The organism is Bradyrhizobium sp. 147 (genome assembly GCF_023073935.1).
In the GTDB taxonomy this organism is placed as follows: Bacteria; Pseudomonadota; Alphaproteobacteria; order Rhizobiales; family Xanthobacteraceae; genus Bradyrhizobium.
This window is the reverse complement of sequence record NZ_JADPKL010000055.1, coordinates 44,618-61,148: the sequence shown is the minus strand read 5'-3', so window position 1 is coordinate 61,148 and position 16,531 is coordinate 44,618. Positions and strand designations below refer to the sequence as shown.

Sequence of the window (16,531 nt, the reverse complement as noted above, 5' to 3'; positions counted from 1 at the left end):
ACATGACGGACGAGTTGCCCAGACCAGACGCCGCGGCCAATGCGGCCAGCGGAGATCAACATCCGGTGGCCGGGCAGCCGTTGCTGCGCATTGAGAGCGTCACCAAGAACTTCGGGACGTTCCGTGCCGTGGACGGCGTGTCGCTCGACATCAGGGCCGGCGAGTTTTTCGCGCTGCTTGGTCCGAGCGGCTGCGGCAAGACCACGCTCCTGCGCATGCTCGCCGGTTTCGAGGCGCCGGACGAGGGGCGCATCCTGCTCGGGGGCAAGGATATCGCGCAGGCCTTGCCGCACGAGCGTCCGATCAACATGATGTTCCAGAGCTACGCGCTGTTTCCGCATCTGTCGGTGCGCGACAACATCGCGTTCGGCCTGAAGCGCGCCGGTATGGCGCGCGCCGACATTGCCGCGCGCGTTGCGGAGATGGTCGCGCTGGTGAAGCTCGAGGGGCTGGAGAAACGCAAGCCGGACCAGCTCTCCGGTGGCCAGCGCCAGCGCGTCGCGCTCGCCCGTGCGCTGGCCCGCCGACCGCAGCTTTTGCTGCTCGACGAGCCCCTCGCCGCGCTTGACAAGAAGCTGCGCGAGAGCACGCAAGCCGAGCTGATGGAGCTGCAGCGCCGGCTCGGCATGACCTTCATCATGGTCACCCACGACCAAGAAGAGGCGATGACGATGGCGAGCCGGATCGGTGTAATGAACGCCGGCAAGCTCGCGCAGGTCGCGACCCCGCGCGAGCTTTACGAGGCGCCGCGCTCGCGCTGGATCGCCGAGTTCGTCGGCGACATCAATTTGTTCGACGGCGAGTTCAGGCTGCGCGACGGGCATCGCCTGGTGATCGCCACCCGTGAAGCGGGCACGCTGGTGGCGGCCGAGCCGCGCGAGCCGGTGGGCAAGACGAAACTGTCGGTCGCAATCCGGCCCGAGAAGGTCAAGCTCGCACGCCGCGGGCCGGTGTTTGAGGCCGGCCGTGAAACGGCGATCAACAGTCTGGACGGCGTGATCGCCGACATCAGCTATCTCGGGGGCACCACCACCTATAAGGTGAAGCTCGACGACGGCGGAATGGTGCAAGCTTCAGTCGTCAACAGCGCGCGCCTCGACGTCGATGCCTACAGTGTGAACCAGAGAGTCATCGCCTGGTTCACGCCCGACGACTGCGTGGTGCTGCCGTCATGAGCTCCCGCCGCATCTTCGCGCGGCCGGCGCGTTTTGCTGCCATCGCGCCTTACGTCTGGATGGCGCTGTTCTTCCTGGTGCCGTTCGCCTTCGTGCTGAAGATCAGCCTGTCGCAGACCGCGATTGCTCAGCCACCTTACGAGCCCGTGTTCGACGTGACGGCGGGATGGGAAGCGCTGAAGACAGCCCTTGCTGCGTTGTCGATTGACAATTTCAGGCTGCTGATCTCCGACGACATCTACGTATTCGCTTATGTGCGCAGTCTCATCGTCGCGGTCACGGCGACCGCGCTCCTGCTCCTGATCGGTTACCCCATCGCCTATGGCATGGCGCGGCTGCCGAAGCGCTGGCAGGCGGTGGCGATGGTGCTGGTGATCGTGCCGTTCTGGACCTCGTTCCTGATACGCATCTATGCCTGGATCAACATCCTCCAGCACGATGGCCTGCTCAATCAGATCCTGCTGGCACTGCATCTAGTCAGCCAGCCCGTGGTGTGGCTCTCCACGGACAGCGCGATGTATATCGGCATCGTCTATTCCTATTTGCCGTTCATGATCCTGCCGCTCTATGCCACGCTCGCGAAGATGGAGCGGGCGCTGGAGGAGGCGGCCGGCGATCTCGGCGCGCCGCCGTGGCAGGTGTTCTGGCTCGTCACATTCCCGCTGTCGCTGCCCGGCGTCGGCGCCGGCGTGCTCTTGTGCTTCATCCCGATTGTCGGCGAATTCGTCATCCCGGATCTCCTGGCCGGGTCCAACTCGCTGATGATCGGCCAGACCCTCTGGCTCGAATTCTTCACCAACAAGGACTGGCCGGTCGCGTCCGCGGCGGCCATCGTGCTGCTGGTGATGCTGCTGCTACCGCTGCTGCTGTATGAGCGGCTCCAGAAGCGGCAGCTGGAACAATGGCGGTGAGGCGATGCGCAAGCTCTCCCGTCTCTCCCGCTTCAACATCGCCTCGCTGGCGCTCGGGCTGGCGTTCCTTTACCTGCCGATCCTCATCCTCGTCATCTATTCCTTCAACGCCTCGCGTCTGGTGACGGTGTGGGGTGGGTGGTCGCTGCGCTGGTATCACGAGTTCTTCAATGACCGCGCCATGATCGAGGCGGCCTGGATGAGCCTGCGGGTTGCGGTCTCGTCCGCGACCATTGCCACGCTGCTCGGCACGCTCGCCGCGGTCGCACTGTCGCGTGGTGAACGCTTCCGCGGACGTACGCTGTTCTCCGGCATGCTCTATGCGCCGCTGGTGATGCCGGAGGTGATCACCGGATTGTCGCTGCTGCTGCTGTTCGTCGCGCTCAACGCCGAGCGCGGCTTCTGGACGGTGACGATCGCCCACACCACGCTGACGATGTGCTTCGTCGCCGTGGTGGTGCAGTCCCGCCTCGGCTCGCTCGATCGCTCGCTGGAGGAGGCCGCAATGGATCTCGGCTGCGACCCCGTCCGCGCGTTCGCGGCCGTCACGCTGCCGCTGATCGCGCCGGCGATCGTTGCCGGCTGGATGCTGGCGTTCACGCTGTCGCTCGATGATCTCGTGATCGCGAGCTTCACCACCGGCCCCGGCTCGGCGACCTTGCCGATCCGCATCTATTCGGAGGTGCGGCTCGGGGTGAAGCCGGAGATCAACGCGATCTGCACGCTGGTGATCGCCCTGATCGCAGTGGTCATCGTCATCGCCTCGCTCGCCTCGAAACTGTCGAGCTCACAGGGCGAGAGCGCGGCGCCGCTGTGAGCCGATCGTCATTCCGGGGGGCGATGCGAAGCATCGAACTCAGGTGCGCAATTGCGCACCTGAGAATCTCGAGATTCCGGGTCCGGTGCTGAAGCACCGTCCCGGAATGACGAACGTGCACGCTTACGACTTCACCGCACCCGCCGTGAGTCCGCCCACCATGTAGCGGCGGAAGGCGTAATAGACCGCGGCCGGTGGCAGCGCGTAGATGAAGCCGGTCGTCATCAACAGTTCCCAAGGCGAATCGTCGGCGGCGAGGAAATTGCCGAGCGCGACGGGCAGGGTGATCTCACGGTCGTTGGAGAGCAGCAGGAACGCGTAGAGATATTCGTTCCACGCGAGCAGCACCGCGTAGGTGCCGATCGCGACCAGCGAAGGCATCATCAGCGGCAGGTAGACCAGGCGGAAGATCTGCAGCGTCGTCGCGCCGTCCATCACGGCGGCCTCGTCCAGCTCGACCGGCAGCTTGTCGGAAGCCTGCTTGAGCACCCAGATCGCGTAGGGGCTGGCGATCGTCACCATAGCCAGGATCAGCGACCAGTGATTGTTGAGCAGGCCGTAATTGCCCATGGTGCGGTACATCGGCACGGCGAGAAACGCCGCTGGGATGAAATAGGTGAACAGCGCGAGGTTCAGCACGGCGCGTCCGCCCGGCACCTTCAGCCGTGAGATCGAGAACGCCGCCGCGGTCGCGATGAACAGCGTCAGCACACCGACGGAGACGGCGATCACCGTCGAATTCCAGAACTGAACGTAGAAGTCGCGCAGAAAGTAATGCTGCTGCTTGAACACGATCTCGAAGTTATGCAGCGTCGGATGATCCGGCCACAGCTTGCCCGAGAACGCGTCCTCCTTCGGGGAGATCGCGAACAGGAACATGTGATAGATCGGGATCATCGTCCACAGGAAGACGGGGATGCCGATCAGCAGCAGCCGCGCTTCGGTCGCGACGTCACGCCAAGAAAATTCGCTTACGCCGGGGAGCTTCATCGCGACAACCGTTTCATCATGAAGTACACGAGCGGCAGGACGAACGGCATCGCACAGACGATCGACGCCATCGCCAGCGAGAGCTGGTCGAGCCGGAGATAGCGGATGCCGAGCGTCGACAGCACGTGCGTGAGGTCGGCCGGGCCACCGCCGGTGAGCAGATAGACGCTGTTGAAATCGCCGAGCGTCCAAATCATCGAGAGCAGCGTGCAGGTGACGTACAGCGTCTGCATCGACGGCCAGGTGATGTAGCGGAATTTCTGCCACCAGCTCGCGCCGTCGACCTCGGCGGCCTCGAACAGATCGTGCGAGATCGCAAGCCGGCCGGTGATCAGGATCAGCGTCCAGAACGGCAGCGACTTCCAGATGTGCACGGCGATCGCCATGCTCAGCGCCACGGTCGGATCGTTCAGCCAGTTCGGGCCGTCATCGCCGGTGAAGGAGAAGATGAGGTGGTTGATCATGCCCCATTCCGGATTGAGCATGAAGCGTACCGACAGGATGGTCGGGATCGACGGCACCGCCCAGGGCAGGATGAAGATCACCGAGAGCCATTTGATCCAGGTGCGCTGCTGGGCGAAGAAGCCGGACAAGAACAGCGCGATCAGCATCTTGATATTGATGCCGATGACCAGGAAGATCAGCGTGTTGACCGCGGCGCGGGCGAAGATCGGGTCGTTGTACAGCGCGACGTAGTTCGCCGGAGCGCGCGCCAGCCACAGCCCGTAACAGACGGGATAGACAACGAAGGCGAGAAAAACGAGCAGGTAGGGCGCGAGCAGCACGATGCCCCAGACCTGCGCCGGGGTCAGCCGCGACGACAGAGGCGGGCCGGGAATTGCCTGATCGCCAGAAAGCGTGATCGCCATTCTTTTCGAACTCTTCAAAGAGAAGCCGGCCGCGAAACGCGGCCGGTGTTGTTCTTATACCTTTCCCCGCAACGCGGGGAGAGGGGCGGATGACTTAACCCGCGACCTGCTTGATGCGGGCAATCAGTTCGTCGACGGCCTTATCGACCGGAACCTTCTCGCTTACTACCCGGTTCATCGCCTTGGCCCACACGTTCTCGTTGTTGAGAATCGTGAACTTCCAGTTCTTGGTGAAGTCGAACGCGGCGGTGCCGCCTTTGAACTGCGTGTAGACTGCCTTGCGGTGCTTGTCAGCCTGCCAGAACGGGCTTTCCTGGCTTTCCTTCGTCACTGGGAACCAGCGGCCGAGCGCGCCCTCGATATAGGGACGGACGTTCTCTTCCTGGAGCAGGAAGCTGATGAACTGCTTGGCCTCGGCCTTGTTCTTGGCCGCGGTGAAGATCAGCCCGGTCTTGACGTCGGAGCGGTAGCGGATGGTCGAACCATCCGGCGCCTTGGGGAAGGACGCCGTGATGATGTCCTGCTCATAGGCCTTCTTGCCGGCGTCGCGCTGTTCCTGGGTGAGGGCCTGGTTCTGCGAGTCCTCGAACCACTTCGCCGCGATCGAGATCGTGAAGTTGTGGGTCATCACGATCGTCTTGTTGTGGAAGGCAACGTTGTTGTCAGGATCCTTCCACGTCGTCGAGGACGGCGGCGTGCAGCCCTTGATGTACGTGTCGGTGTAGTCCTTCATCGCCTTGATCAGGTTCTCGCGGACCTTGGGATCATCGACCAGCAGCTTGCCGTCGTCGTCGACCAGCTTGACGTGGTAGGCGTCCATGAAGGTGTAGAACGACTGGAAGGCATCGGTGGATTCCACGCCCATCGGCTGGCCTACGGCATAGATGCGCTGGCCGGTCGCCTTGCGGATCGCCGGCTGCACCTTGTCGCACCAGAACGACCAATAGCCCGTCCAATCGGTCGGAATGTCGCTCTGCTTGAAGCCGGCCTTTTCCAGCATGTCGTTCCAGATCTGGACATGCATGCTCTGCTGCTTCAGTGGGAAGCCGTAATAGGCCTTCTTCTTGGTCACATCGTTGTAGAGGATCGACGCGTCCAGCGTGTTCTGCACGAACCGGCCCTTGATCGGCTCCATGACATCCGTGAGGTCCTCGAGCTTGCCCTCGTATGCCCACTTGCCCTGCGCCTGCACGTCATAGGAGTCGGAGTAGGCAACATCGGGCACGGTGCCGGCATCGAGCGCCGCGACGGTCTTCGGAATCATGTCCTGGATCGCGTATTGCGACAATTCGACCTTGATGCCGGTCTTGGCTTCGAACTTCTTGATCGTCTCGATCAGCGCGTCGTCTTCGGAGCGATAGAAGCCCTTGCCCCACCAGACCGTAATCGTCTTCTGCTGCGCAAAGGCGGGTGCAGTGGCGGCGAAAAGCCCAACCGCAGCGACCGCCAATGATACTGCGCCAATAAACTTGGATCTCACGTTTTTCTCCCTCAAACGACCGGTGTTTTTAGCCGGTCGTATAAAACACTAGCGCATGGCGGAAGTCTGATCTAGCGCCATGTTGTCAGACCAATGTCGTGGGATAGAGCCTCGCGGAGATGCTTAACCCGCGTATCGATCCAATCGCCGCATCAATTCGCAGCGATCAATTCGCCTTGTGCGTTCTGGCTTGGCCTGCCCATGCGCAGCTCCACACACCCGCTCGCCGCCAGCGAAAGTCTCAGCTGTTGTAAGCGGTATGAGGACTGAACGCAACGCAGCCGGCTTGCAACGCCGCGGCGCTCCGGCTGCGGGAGCCAAAATGTCTCTGAAGGATACGGGCGGCTGATCCACGAGCTCAGGTTCGTCGGGGAACGGACTTGCACCGCTTAGCGGCAAACTGTCAGCGTTTCCCCTTCAGCCCTGTTGAAATGGCATGCGAACTTGCCTCAGCGGATCGGGATCGCGCCTTGCCTTGCCCGCTGGTCCGGGAAGGCGAACGCCATGCCTCGAGCAGCATCTTGAGAAATTGGCTGGCATGAGGGGTAGTGTCGCCCCGCGCCTGCGCACGATTCCGATCGTCCGCGACACTTCCGGCTCGATCAACCGAATGGTGTGAATGATCGGATGATCGGCAGCGGGAGTCGCGAGCTTCGGTAGCACGGCAATGCCCAGTCCCGCTTCGACCAGGCCAAGCGAACCTGAGAGATGAGCGACTTCATAGGACCAGTTCAGCTGCAGACCGTGTCGCGCCAGCGCATTGTCGATCAATGCGCGATTGCCGCTGTTGCGACCGACGGTGATCACCCGGTGCGGCACAATTTCCGACCAGCTTACCTGCTTGCGTGACGCCAGCGGATGGTCATGACGGCAGGCCAGGACGAAAGGATCCTCAACCAGTTTTTCAAAGTCAATCTCGGCATGCGAAGCACCAATGAAATTGATGCCGAAATCGGCTTCTCCGCGCGCGACCGCTTCCAGTCCCTCATTGGCACCGATGTCCAGAATCCGGATGCGAATGCGCGGATAGGCTTCGGCAAACCGGCCGATCGCACGCGGCAGAAAATAGAATACTGCTGTCGGCACCGCAGCCACCGAGACTAGGCCTGAACTTCGCGCGCCGATATCATGGATGGCGAGCACCGAGGTCTCAAACTCGTCGATGAGGCGGCGCACCTTCGCCAGGAAGTCACGGCCCGTCATGGTGAGATTGACGTGGCGCGTCGACCGCTCGAGCTACGGCGCACCGAGGCTTTCTTCCAGCTTCTGAATGCGTCGGCTGAGCGCCGGCTGAGACAGGTTCAGCGCCTTGGCAGTGCGAACAAAGCTTCCCGTCTCCGCGACCGTGATGAACGCCTTGAGGTCGAGCAGTTCTGCGTTCATGGCAGCCTCCATTATATCGATATGCGGAATAATACATCGGATATTTGCATTTCACAAAAGAGTTCAGAGGGAGGATGTTCTGGTCGAGCGAAGACGTCGCCGAACGGAAGAGGTCCATGAACGATCAGATTGCCATCCCCTGTGTGGTAATGCGTGGGGGTACCTCGCGCGGGCCGTTCTTCCTCGCCCGCGATCTTCCGGCCGATCCCAGGTTACGCGACGCGATCCTGTTGTCCGTGATGGGAGGTGGGCACGATCTTGGAATCGATGGAATCGGCGGCGGCAATGCCGTTATCAACAAGGTCGCGATCATTGGGCCGGCCTCGGTACCCGGCGCCGATGTTGACCACCTGTTTGCGCAGGTCCGTGTTCGTGAAGGGGTCGTCGACACCTCGCCGAACTGCGGAAATATGCTGGCGGCGGTGGGGCCGTTCGCAATCGAAGCCGGGTTGGTCGCCGCTACTGCGGATCGCACCCATGTGCGTGTCCACAATGTCAACACCGGCAAGCTGATTGATGCGACCGTTGCCACCCCCGGCGGGCGGGTGACTTACGAGGGCGAGGCGCGGATCGACGGCGTACCGGGAACGGCCGCGCCCATCGAACTGTCCTTCCCCAACGCCGCCGGCGCACGCACCGGTCGCCTGCTGCCGACGGGACGTCCGGTCGACTGCATCGAAGGGATCGACGTGACCTGCATCGACGCGGCGATGCCGGTCATGCTGGTCGGCGCGGCGGATCTGGGCTGCACCGGCCGTGAGGCGCCCTCGGGCTTCACCGACAGCGGCTTCCGCGCGTGTCTAGAGAACTTGCGCATCGAGGCGGGACGCCGGATGGGTTTTCCGAACTCCGCGACAATGGTGATCCCGAAGCCGGTTCTGATGGCGCCTGCGGGCGAGGCGGCGTTGAACATCCGGTACTTCATGCCGCATGACTGCCATAGCGCGCTGTCGGTGACCGGCGCTGTCGCGATCGCGACTGCTTGCGTGACGCCCGGAACGATCGCCGCAGAGATGGTCGGGCCGCTGGCGCTGCCGGTGCCGATCACGCTCGCCCATCCCTCGGGCCAGCTCGTCGTTCGGCTGGAGCCCGGCCCAATTGCCCGGGTGCAGCGGACGGCCCGGCGAATTTTCGAGGGCCATGTCTTCGCCCGTCGATCGCACGTGCCTCATTCGGTGCTGGCGGCCTGAAGCCCGCCGCCTTCGAAGCCATCAAGAAAAATCAGAGCCATGGGAGAAACGAGAATGCACAAGCAAGCGCTGGTCGGGCACCCGAACACGCCGGCGGGGAAGCCATTCTACCGGATTCTCTATGTCCAGGTGCTGATTGGCCTGATGCTGGGTGTCCTCACGGGCCATCTGTGGCCTGAGTTTGGTGCCGCGCTGAAGCCGCTTGGCGACGGCTTCGTCAAGCTGGTCAAGATGATGATCGCGCCGATCGTGTTCTGCACTATCGTCAGCGGCATCAACAGCATCAGCGATTCCCGCGAGATCGGCCGCACGCTGGTGAAATCCATGGCGCTGTTCTACCTGCTGACTGTGCTGGCGCTGCTGGCCGGGTTACTCGCTGTATCGCTGATCCAGCCGGGTGTCGGCATGCATGTGGCCGTCAGTACGCTGGATCCGTCGGTGGCTGCGAAATTCATCAAGCAGGCAGGTGCGACCGGATTCGCGGAGTTCGTGCTGCACATCATCCCACATCCGTTTTTTGGAGCGTTTGCGGATGGCGAAGTGCTGCCGGTGCTACTGATTTCTGTCCTGATCGCTTTTGGCCTAAGCCGTGCCGGCGATGGCGGTGTGGTGGTGACAAAGGCAGTCGACTCGTTCTCACAGGTGCTGTTTGTGTCCTTCGGCTTCATCATGAAGCTCGCTCCGCTCGGCGCCTTTGGAGCCATGGCGTTCACGGTGGGGCGCTACGGCATCCATTCGATTGGTTCGCTCGGACTGCTGATCCTGACGTTCTAGATCGCCTGCTCCGTCTTCGTGGTCGTCGTGCTTGGCACGCTGGCGCGGCTTAACGGCTTCAGCCTGTGGAAGACTGTCCGCTACTTCAAGGAAGAACTGCTGATCGTGCTCGGCACGTCGTCGTCGGAGCCGGCGTTGCCTGGTGCGCTGCGCAAGCTGGAGCAACTCGGATGCCGGAAAGGCGTATCGGGGCTCGTGTTGCCGATGGGCTACTCTTTCAATCTGGACGGCAGCGCCATTTATCTCACCCTGGCTTCCATCTTCATTGCGCAAGCCTGCGACATTCACCTGTCATGGGGGCAGATTGCGGCAATGCTCGGACTGATGCTGCTGACTTCCAAAGGGGCGGCAGGCGTCACCGGCAGCGGCTTCGTCGCGCTTGTCGCGACCCTTTCGGTCATGCCGGATTTGCCGGTGACCGGCGTGGCGCTGCTTGTCGGCATCGACCGCTTCATGTCGGAGGCGCGGGCGCTGACCAGCATGATCAGCAACTGTGTCGCATCCATCACCATTTCGCTGTGGGAGGACGCCTGTGACCGCGAGGTGCTGGCCCGTGAACTGGGACAGAGTGGCACTATCAAGGTTGCGGCCGGGACGAAGATCGACGGGGCAACAAGGGTGCACGAGGACAAGAGCTGGATCTCGACGACGCAATCGGCCGCTTGACGCCGCGTTGCATGAAATCCGTCGCAGTATTGGATTTGGCAAATCGAGCCTGTCGCGCGCGGGCTGCCAAACCTAACAGAGCGAGGTTGATCACTCTAGTTGGACTTGGCGCCCTCCTTCGCGTTCTCCGCCGTCGGCGATCCGTCCTGCGCCGGGCGCTTTCCGCCCCCGGTAATGCGCTGCTTCAGGAGATCGAGGAAGGGAGAGGCCGCAGGCGACTGCCGGATCAGGCTTTCGGGGTCGGGGAAAATCAGGGGATCGTCCCAGGGCCCCTGCACCATGAAGGGCAATTGAAAGCCTGACGCCGTGTTGAGGCTCGCGACGCCCTTCATGTCGTATTCGCGTGTCGGTACGGAGGCGGTGCCGGTCAGCGTGATCTTCGCCGCGGGTCCTTCGATGCGGATGTCCTCGGCGGTGGCGATCCCGTCGGAGAATTTCACTGCGATGGTGAGCTTGTCGTAGGGGGTCGAGCCGTTGCGGAAATTGCCGCCGCCCGACAGCGGCCGCCGCTCCAACCGCTTGAGCAACTGCTCGGCATTGAAGCCCGAGATCGCGCCGTCATGCCCGGTGACGGTGGCGCTGCCGTCGAGCGACTGCACGAGGCCGAACGGGCTCGAGCCGGAGGCGAAGAGCGAAACGTTGATGTTGCCGCGGCCGGACAGTTTGTTGAGGCCGAACAGTTCGGAGGCGCAAGCCTGGAGGTCGACGTCGGTGAACTGGAATTGCGCCTTGATGTCGGCGACGCTGTCGGCGCGCGCGATGCCGAACGAACCCTTGGCGATGCCGCCATAGACCTGGGCCTCGCCGACCGAGAGCGCCAGCGTGCCGTTGCGCAAATTGGCGCCGATCGCAGTGCGGCCGAGCTTCGACGGGCCGACCGTCAGCTTTGCCGCCGACAGGCGCATGTCGAGGTCAGTGGTCGACAGCCCGTTAAGATCGAACAGCTGCCTGTTCCAGTCGCGCGCGCCGCTCGCGAGCAGGCGGAAGGTCGAGATATAGGGTGTGAAGTCGAGCGCGTCAGCGGCGAGCGTCGCCTGCAGGGTCTGCCGGCCGTTATTGGCGTAGGTCATCACGCCTTCAGCGGCATTGCCGTCGAGCTCGACATTGACGTTGGTGAGCGCGATCGAGGCACCCACGACGTTGGCGCGCGCCTTCAGCGCGAAACGGCCGAAGCCGCCGCTGGCGGGCTGCGGCTGGCCGGTCCAGCGTAGCGCATTGCGCAAGGACGGGCTGTCGATGGTGAGCGTGCCTTCCATCATCGGGCTGGTGCGGTTGGCGACGGTGCCGTCGAAGGCGAGCTTGAGCGGCGCGCTCGCGATCCGCGCCTTCAATCCTGAGCGCTCGCCGGAGAGGGCGGCGACGAAATCGGAAAAGCTGATCGAGCCATCGACGCGCTCGCCCCGCCAGTCGAACTGTCCGGTCGCGGCGAAGGAGCGCGAGATCGAGGGCCAGGCCAGCGACAGGTCAATGTCCTCTAGCTTCTCGGTGGCGCGCGTGGCAACGTCCTCGTAATTGAGCACGCCGTCCTGGATCCTGATCTCGGAGAACGACACCTGATTGTCGGCCCCGGGCTTCATGGTGCGCGCAATGGTCTGGATGAAGGGCGTCCAGTTGCTCTCGCCGTCCGGCTTCAGGCTGACATGAATGCGCGGCCGCAGCAGCGTCAGGTCGGCGATCTCGAACCGTTGCAACAGCAGCGGCAGCAGCCGCAAATTGGCGGTGAGGACGTCGACATGAAGCGCGGGATCGTAGGCGCCGCCGCCCTTGAGACCGACGTCGCGGAAGGAGATATAGCTCGCCGGCAGGACCGAAATGTCGATGTTGCCTGCGACACTGAGCTCGAGCCCGGTCACGTCGCGGATCTGCGCTTCCACCGCCTTGCGCAGCGCGTCACGGTTAATGAGCCAGGAGGTCGCGATCAGGGCGATCAGCGCCACGCCGAGCAGCGCCGCGATCGGGGTCCCGAGGCGCTTCATTCCTTGGGCCATGGTCAATGGCATGTCCTGATCGGGTTGGTCGTTGGAGCCAGAAGGACGGGTCGGGAAACCTGCGTGCCCATGCCCAAGCCCTATTATGTTAAGTCCCGCAACTTGATGGGTTTTCTTGTCGCTTTCAAGGCCGCGGACGATTCTGCCCACGGCGTGGGCAGCTTCTATCACCCGGCCACGGATCGGAGAACCCCGTATCATTGACGGCTTCGGAGAATTTCGCCTAATAATCGCCGCCAATAAGGCGCGACGCCCGCAAGCCGAACGTTCAGTCGAAGGTCATTTGCATGAACAAGGTCTATCCCGACGCCAAGTCGGCTCTGTCAGGCATTCTCAAAGACAACATGATGATCATGTCGGGCGGCTTCGGCCTCTGTGGCATCGCCGAGGAGCTGTCGGACGCGATCCGCGAGTCCGGCGTCAAGGGCTTGACGGTGGTCTCCAACAATGCCGGCGTCGACGGTATCGGGCTCAGCCGGCTGCTGCAAACCCGGCAGATCAAGAAGATGATCTCGTCCTATGTTGGCGAGAACAAGCTGTTCGCCCAGCAATTCCTCGCCGGCGAGCTGGAACTCGAATTCAATCCGCAGGGCACGCTGGCCGAGCGCATTCGCGCCGGCGGCGCCGGCATCCCGGCCTTTTACACCAAGACCGGCGTCGGCACGCTGATCGCCGAAGGCAAGGAAGTGAAGGAATTCGACGGCGAGAAATATCTGATGGAGCGTGGCCTGTTCGCCGATCTCGCCATCGTGCATGCCTGGAAGGGCGACACCGCCGGCAACCTCATCTACCGGAAGACCGCGCGCAACTTTAACCCGATGATGGCGACCGCCGCCAAGATCACGGTGGCCGAGGTCGAGCATCTGGTTCCGGCCGGTGAACTCAATCCCGACCACATCCACACGCCCGGCATCTTCGTGAAGCGCATCGTCGAGGTCGGCACGGCCAAGAAGCGCATCGAATTCCGCAACACCCGCCCGCGTCCGACGGCGGCGCAGGCGGCCGGCACTGGAGTAGAAATCTGATGGCCTGGACCCGTGAACAGATGGCCGCGCGCGCCGCGAAGGAACTGCGCGACGGCTATTACGTCAATCTCGGCATCGGCATCCCGACGCTGGTCTCGAACTACATACCCGATGGCATTGACGTCAGCCTCCAGAGCGAGAACGGCATGCTCGGCATGGGCCCGTTCCCCTATGAAGACGAGGTGGACGCGGACCTGATCAACGCCGGCAAGCAGACCGTGAGCGAACTGCCCTCGACGTCTTATTTCTCGAGCGCCGATTCCTTCGGCATGATCCGCGGTGGTCACATGGATCTGTCGATCCTCGGCGCCATGCAGGTGGCCCAGAACGGCGACCTCGCCAACTGGATGATCCCCGGCAAGATGGTCAAGGGCATGGGCGGCGCGATGGACCTCGTCGCCGGCGTCAAGCGCGTCGTCGTGGTGATGGAGCATTCCGCCAAGGACGGTCCGAAGCTCCTGAAGCAGTGCAACCTGCCGCTCACCGGCGAGCGCGTGGTCGACATGGTCGTCACCGATCTCGCCGTCTTCACTATCGACAAGCACGGCGACGGCGGCATGGCCCTGATCGAGCTCGCCGACGGCGTCTCGCTCGAGGAGGTCAAGGCCAAGACCGAAGCCGAATTCCGCGTTGCGCTGAAGAATACGTAAGGCCGTCGCAATGGAGGCGCGCATGACGATACGGTCAGCGCGTCCCGACGACGCCGGTTTTGTCGCACGAACCATTTTGACATCGCAGCGCGGCTACCGCACGCGTGGCTGGTTCGACGTCGCGCTCGGCTGCCCCGAAGCGCAGTGCCTCGATTTCATCGCGCGCATCACCGTCGCAGACGCGGTGTCGATGTGGCACGTCTCGCAATTCCTGATCGCCGAGATCGATGGCATGCCTGCCGCCGCGCTATCCGCGCTGCCGGCGGCCGGCACCGGACCTTCGGCCTGGCGCGCGATCGAGGAAGTCGCCGGTGCAACCGGGCTCGCCGCGCTGGAGCTGGAAGCCATCCGTCGACGCGGCGCCTATACGCGCGCCTGCTGGGTTCAGGGCGGCGAGGGCGACTGGATGATAGAATATATCGCATCCGATCCCGCCTATCGCGGTCGCAGCCTGGTGCAGGCGCTGATCGGGCACGCGCTGGATAAAGGGCGGGCGGCTGGATTTGGCCGGGCGACGATATCGTTTCTGATCGGTAACGAGCCCGCCGAACGTGCCTATAGCAAGGCCGGATTCGTGTTCGCGGAGGAGAAGCGCGATCCCGATTTCGAGGCGCTGATCGGCGCGCCCGGCTTTCGCATGTTCGTGCGGACAATCTAGCCCGCTGCGGCGCGGCCGACTTATCGGAAAGCTGTTCCGCGCCCGCGACATGGTCGATTGGATCGATGCTGCCGTTGACGAGTTCGCGCCAGCCCGGCGCGACCGCAGCGCCCCACCGAAACCCCAATCGAACCGGTTCCTTCCCTGCCGCGTCTCATCACGATGGCGAGTCATCTTTTCGCGCGTCCGGCTGGTGACGCGTCGATATCGGCAGGGAGGAAATTCATGCGTACCATCGCAAAATATCTGGCGACGACGAGTCTGGTCCTAGTGGCTTCGGCGGCGGCGTTGCCGTCATGGGCCGCCGACGTGGACGCCACATCGGCTATCGACACCGTCACCGTCTATCCCGATGGTGCCACCGTGACCCGTGTCATCGCGCTGGATCTGGCCTCCGGTGACAGTACGTTGGTCGCGAAGGACTTTCCGCTCTCGCTCGATCCGTCCTCCCTCCGCGTCGAGGGCGAGGCGGGCGCCAAGCTGACTATCGGCACCATCGACGCGCGACCGCCGCGTGCGGCGCCGCCGGTCAACCTGTCCGAGCTCGACAAGCGCATCGAAACGCTCAAGGACGAACGCTCCGATTTGCAAGGAGCAATCGATGCGGCGGTCGCGCGGCGCAAATTCGCTCAGCGCTTTGCCGAAGTCTCTCCTGCCGGTTTCGGCGACAAGGGCGAGGCGCGGCCGATCACCGAGTGGCGCGCGGCCTTTGCCGCCGTCGCCGACGAGATCGCGACCGCCGACACTGCGATCCGAGAGGCCACGCGAAAACAGCGCGAGATCGATCGGCAGATCGCGCAGCTCGAGGCCGAGCGTTCGGCCAAGCCGCCGAGCAAGCTGGAGGTGCGGATCGACGTCGCCTCGGCAGCCGCGACCAAGGCGACGCTGCGGGTGACCTATACCGTGCGCAATGCGCGCTGGCTGCCGCTCTATGACGCGCGCCTCGACACTGGCGCCAAGGACCGCATGCCGCAGCTCGAGCTGGTCCGCCGCGCTGAAGTCACGCAATCAACCGGCGAGGATTGGTCCAACGTGACGCTCGGCGTCTCCACCGTTCGCATTAGCCGCGGCGGCAGCGCCCCGGAGCTGAATTCGCTGGTCGCGCAATATCCGCAGGTGGCGAAACCGCTGGCTGCAGGAACGGTCTCCGATCTGGCGCGGCCCGCGCCGGTCGCACGTCAGATGCAGCCCCATCTTTCGAAAATGGCCGAATCGGCCGAGCCGCGTGAACGCGCCGACGAGCAGCAGGCGGTTGCCGAGATCGGGGACTTCCAGGCTACCTTCAAGATTCCCGGGCGGGTCAGCCTCGGCGCCGCCGAAGGCGCCAAGAGCCTCCGTATTGCTTCGGTGAATGTGCCCGCCGATCTGGCGGTGCGTGCCGCCCCGGTGATGGACCCGACCGCCTTCCTCGAAGCCAGCTTCAGGCAGACCGACGAGGCGACTCTATTGCCGGGCAAGGTCGCGATCTACCGCGACGGCGTCTTCGTCGGCCGCGGCAAGATCATGGCGTCGGCCAAGGACGACATCGTGCGGCTCGGCTTCGGCGCCGACGACAAGGTTAAGATCGAGCGCGCGGTGCTCAAGCGCAACGAGGGGTCGGCGGGTCTCCTTGTCACGACGTCGAAGACCGACGAGCGCGCGTTCAAGACGACGATCCGCAATGGACACGACTTCCCGATCAAGATTGCGATCGAGGATCAGCTGCCGGTCAGCGAGAACGAGGACATCGTGGTCGAGATGCTGCCCGCAAGCACGCCGCCCACCGCGAGCAACATCCGCGACAAGCGTGGCGTGATGGAATGGTCGTTCGACGCCAAGCCCGGCGAGTCCAAGGACATCAACTTCGCCTGGCGCATCCGCTGGCCGAAGGACAAGAGCATGGTGATCGCACCGGCCGGCTGACGGTGTCTCTTCACCTCTCCCGTAGGGACAGGTGAAGTGCGCCGCAAGCTCTG

The 16,531-nt window shown here is 63.4% G+C and carries 12 protein-coding genes and 2 pseudogenes; 9 read left to right on the top strand and 5 right to left on the bottom strand.

Translation table 11 applies throughout. The annotated features are described in order from the left end of the window. The first annotated feature begins 2 nt into the window (after positions 1-2). From IVA87_RS12655 to IVA87_RS12645, 3 genes are read left to right on the top strand one after another with little or no spacing between them, the layout of a single operon-like run. Positions 3-1,175 carry an ABC transporter ATP-binding protein gene (locus IVA87_RS12655; protein WP_247301584.1) on the top strand — a complete coding sequence of 391 codons (1,173 nt, stop codon included), beginning with the start codon at positions 3-5 and terminating at the stop codon, positions 1,173-1,175. Further along, a complete protein-coding gene (locus IVA87_RS12650) occupies positions 1,172-2,086 on the top strand; it encodes an ABC transporter permease (RefSeq protein WP_247333749.1) in 915 nt (304 codons plus the stop codon). The genes IVA87_RS12655 and IVA87_RS12650 overlap by 4 nt, the downstream gene beginning before the upstream one ends. A 4-nt stretch (positions 2,087-2,090) precedes the next feature. After that, positions 2,091-2,903: an ABC transporter permease subunit gene (locus IVA87_RS12645; protein ID WP_247301586.1), complete on the top strand. Its 813-nt coding sequence runs from the start codon at positions 2,091-2,093 to the stop codon at positions 2,901-2,903. Between the two features lie 123 nt (positions 2,904-3,026). Here IVA87_RS12645 and IVA87_RS12640 read toward each other — a convergent pair whose 3' ends face one another. The 4 genes and pseudogenes from IVA87_RS12640 to IVA87_RS12625 all read right to left on the bottom strand — a co-directional run bounded on the left by IVA87_RS12640 (position 3,027) and on the right by IVA87_RS12625 (position 7,637). Beyond that, complete coding sequence (locus IVA87_RS12640; protein ID WP_247301587.1) at positions 3,027-3,893, bottom strand: carbohydrate ABC transporter permease; 867 nt, start codon at positions 3,891-3,893, stop codon at positions 3,027-3,029. Continuing rightward, positions 3,890-4,762 carry a sugar ABC transporter permease gene (locus IVA87_RS12635; protein ID WP_247280158.1) on the bottom strand — a complete coding sequence of 291 codons (873 nt, stop codon included), beginning with the start codon at positions 4,760-4,762 and terminating at the stop codon, positions 3,890-3,892. The genes IVA87_RS12640 and IVA87_RS12635 overlap by 4 nt, the downstream gene beginning before the upstream one ends. A 94-nt stretch (positions 4,763-4,856) precedes the next feature. Continuing rightward, the gene (locus IVA87_RS12630; protein ID WP_247333748.1) at positions 4,857-6,242 is read right to left on the bottom strand and encodes an ABC transporter substrate-binding protein; all 1,386 of its coding nucleotides are present in this window, start codon (positions 6,240-6,242) and stop codon (positions 4,857-4,859) included. A 403-nt stretch (positions 6,243-6,645) separates the two neighbouring features. Beyond that, positions 6,646-7,637: pseudogene (locus tag IVA87_RS12625) on the bottom strand (LysR substrate-binding domain-containing protein). Between the two features lie 104 nt (positions 7,638-7,741). On the opposite strand from IVA87_RS12625, the gene IVA87_RS12620 reads away from it, so the two are divergent. After that, positions 7,742-8,815, top strand: coding sequence for a 4-oxalomesaconate tautomerase (locus IVA87_RS12620; protein WP_247333747.1), 1,074 nt, complete (start codon positions 7,742-7,744; stop codon positions 8,813-8,815). Positions 8,816-8,869: 54 nt separating this feature from the next. After that, positions 8,870-10,255, top strand: a pseudogene (gene dctA, locus IVA87_RS12615) (C4-dicarboxylate transporter DctA). A 95-nt stretch (positions 10,256-10,350) separates the two neighbouring features. Here the strand turns inward: dctA and IVA87_RS12610 are convergent. Next, the gene (locus IVA87_RS12610; RefSeq protein WP_247333788.1) at positions 10,351-12,243 is read right to left on the bottom strand and encodes an AsmA family protein; all 1,893 of its coding nucleotides are present in this window, start codon (positions 12,241-12,243) and stop codon (positions 10,351-10,353) included. Between the two features lie 287 nt (positions 12,244-12,530). On the opposite strand from IVA87_RS12610, the gene IVA87_RS12605 reads away from it, so the two are divergent. The 4 genes from IVA87_RS12605 (at position 12,531) to IVA87_RS12590 (ending at position 16,478) form a co-directional block, all read left to right on the top strand. Continuing rightward, positions 12,531-13,268 carry a CoA transferase subunit A gene (locus IVA87_RS12605; RefSeq protein ID WP_247301594.1) on the top strand — a complete coding sequence of 246 codons (738 nt, stop codon included), beginning with the start codon at positions 12,531-12,533 and terminating at the stop codon, positions 13,266-13,268. Beyond that, the gene (locus tag IVA87_RS12600; protein WP_247280156.1) at positions 13,268-13,918 is read left to right on the top strand and encodes a CoA transferase subunit B; all 651 of its coding nucleotides are present in this window, start codon (positions 13,268-13,270) and stop codon (positions 13,916-13,918) included. The genes IVA87_RS12605 and IVA87_RS12600 overlap by 1 nt, the downstream gene beginning before the upstream one ends. A gap of 22 nt (positions 13,919-13,940) precedes the next feature. Then, a complete protein-coding gene (locus tag IVA87_RS12595) occupies positions 13,941-14,576 on the top strand; it encodes a GNAT family N-acetyltransferase (RefSeq protein ID WP_247301596.1) in 636 nt (211 codons plus the stop codon). Between the two features lie 225 nt (positions 14,577-14,801). Beyond that, positions 14,802-16,478 carry a mucoidy inhibitor MuiA family protein gene (locus tag IVA87_RS12590; RefSeq protein WP_247333746.1) on the top strand — a complete coding sequence of 559 codons (1,677 nt, stop codon included), beginning with the start codon at positions 14,802-14,804 and terminating at the stop codon, positions 16,476-16,478. Positions 16,479-16,531: the final 53 nt, after the last annotated feature.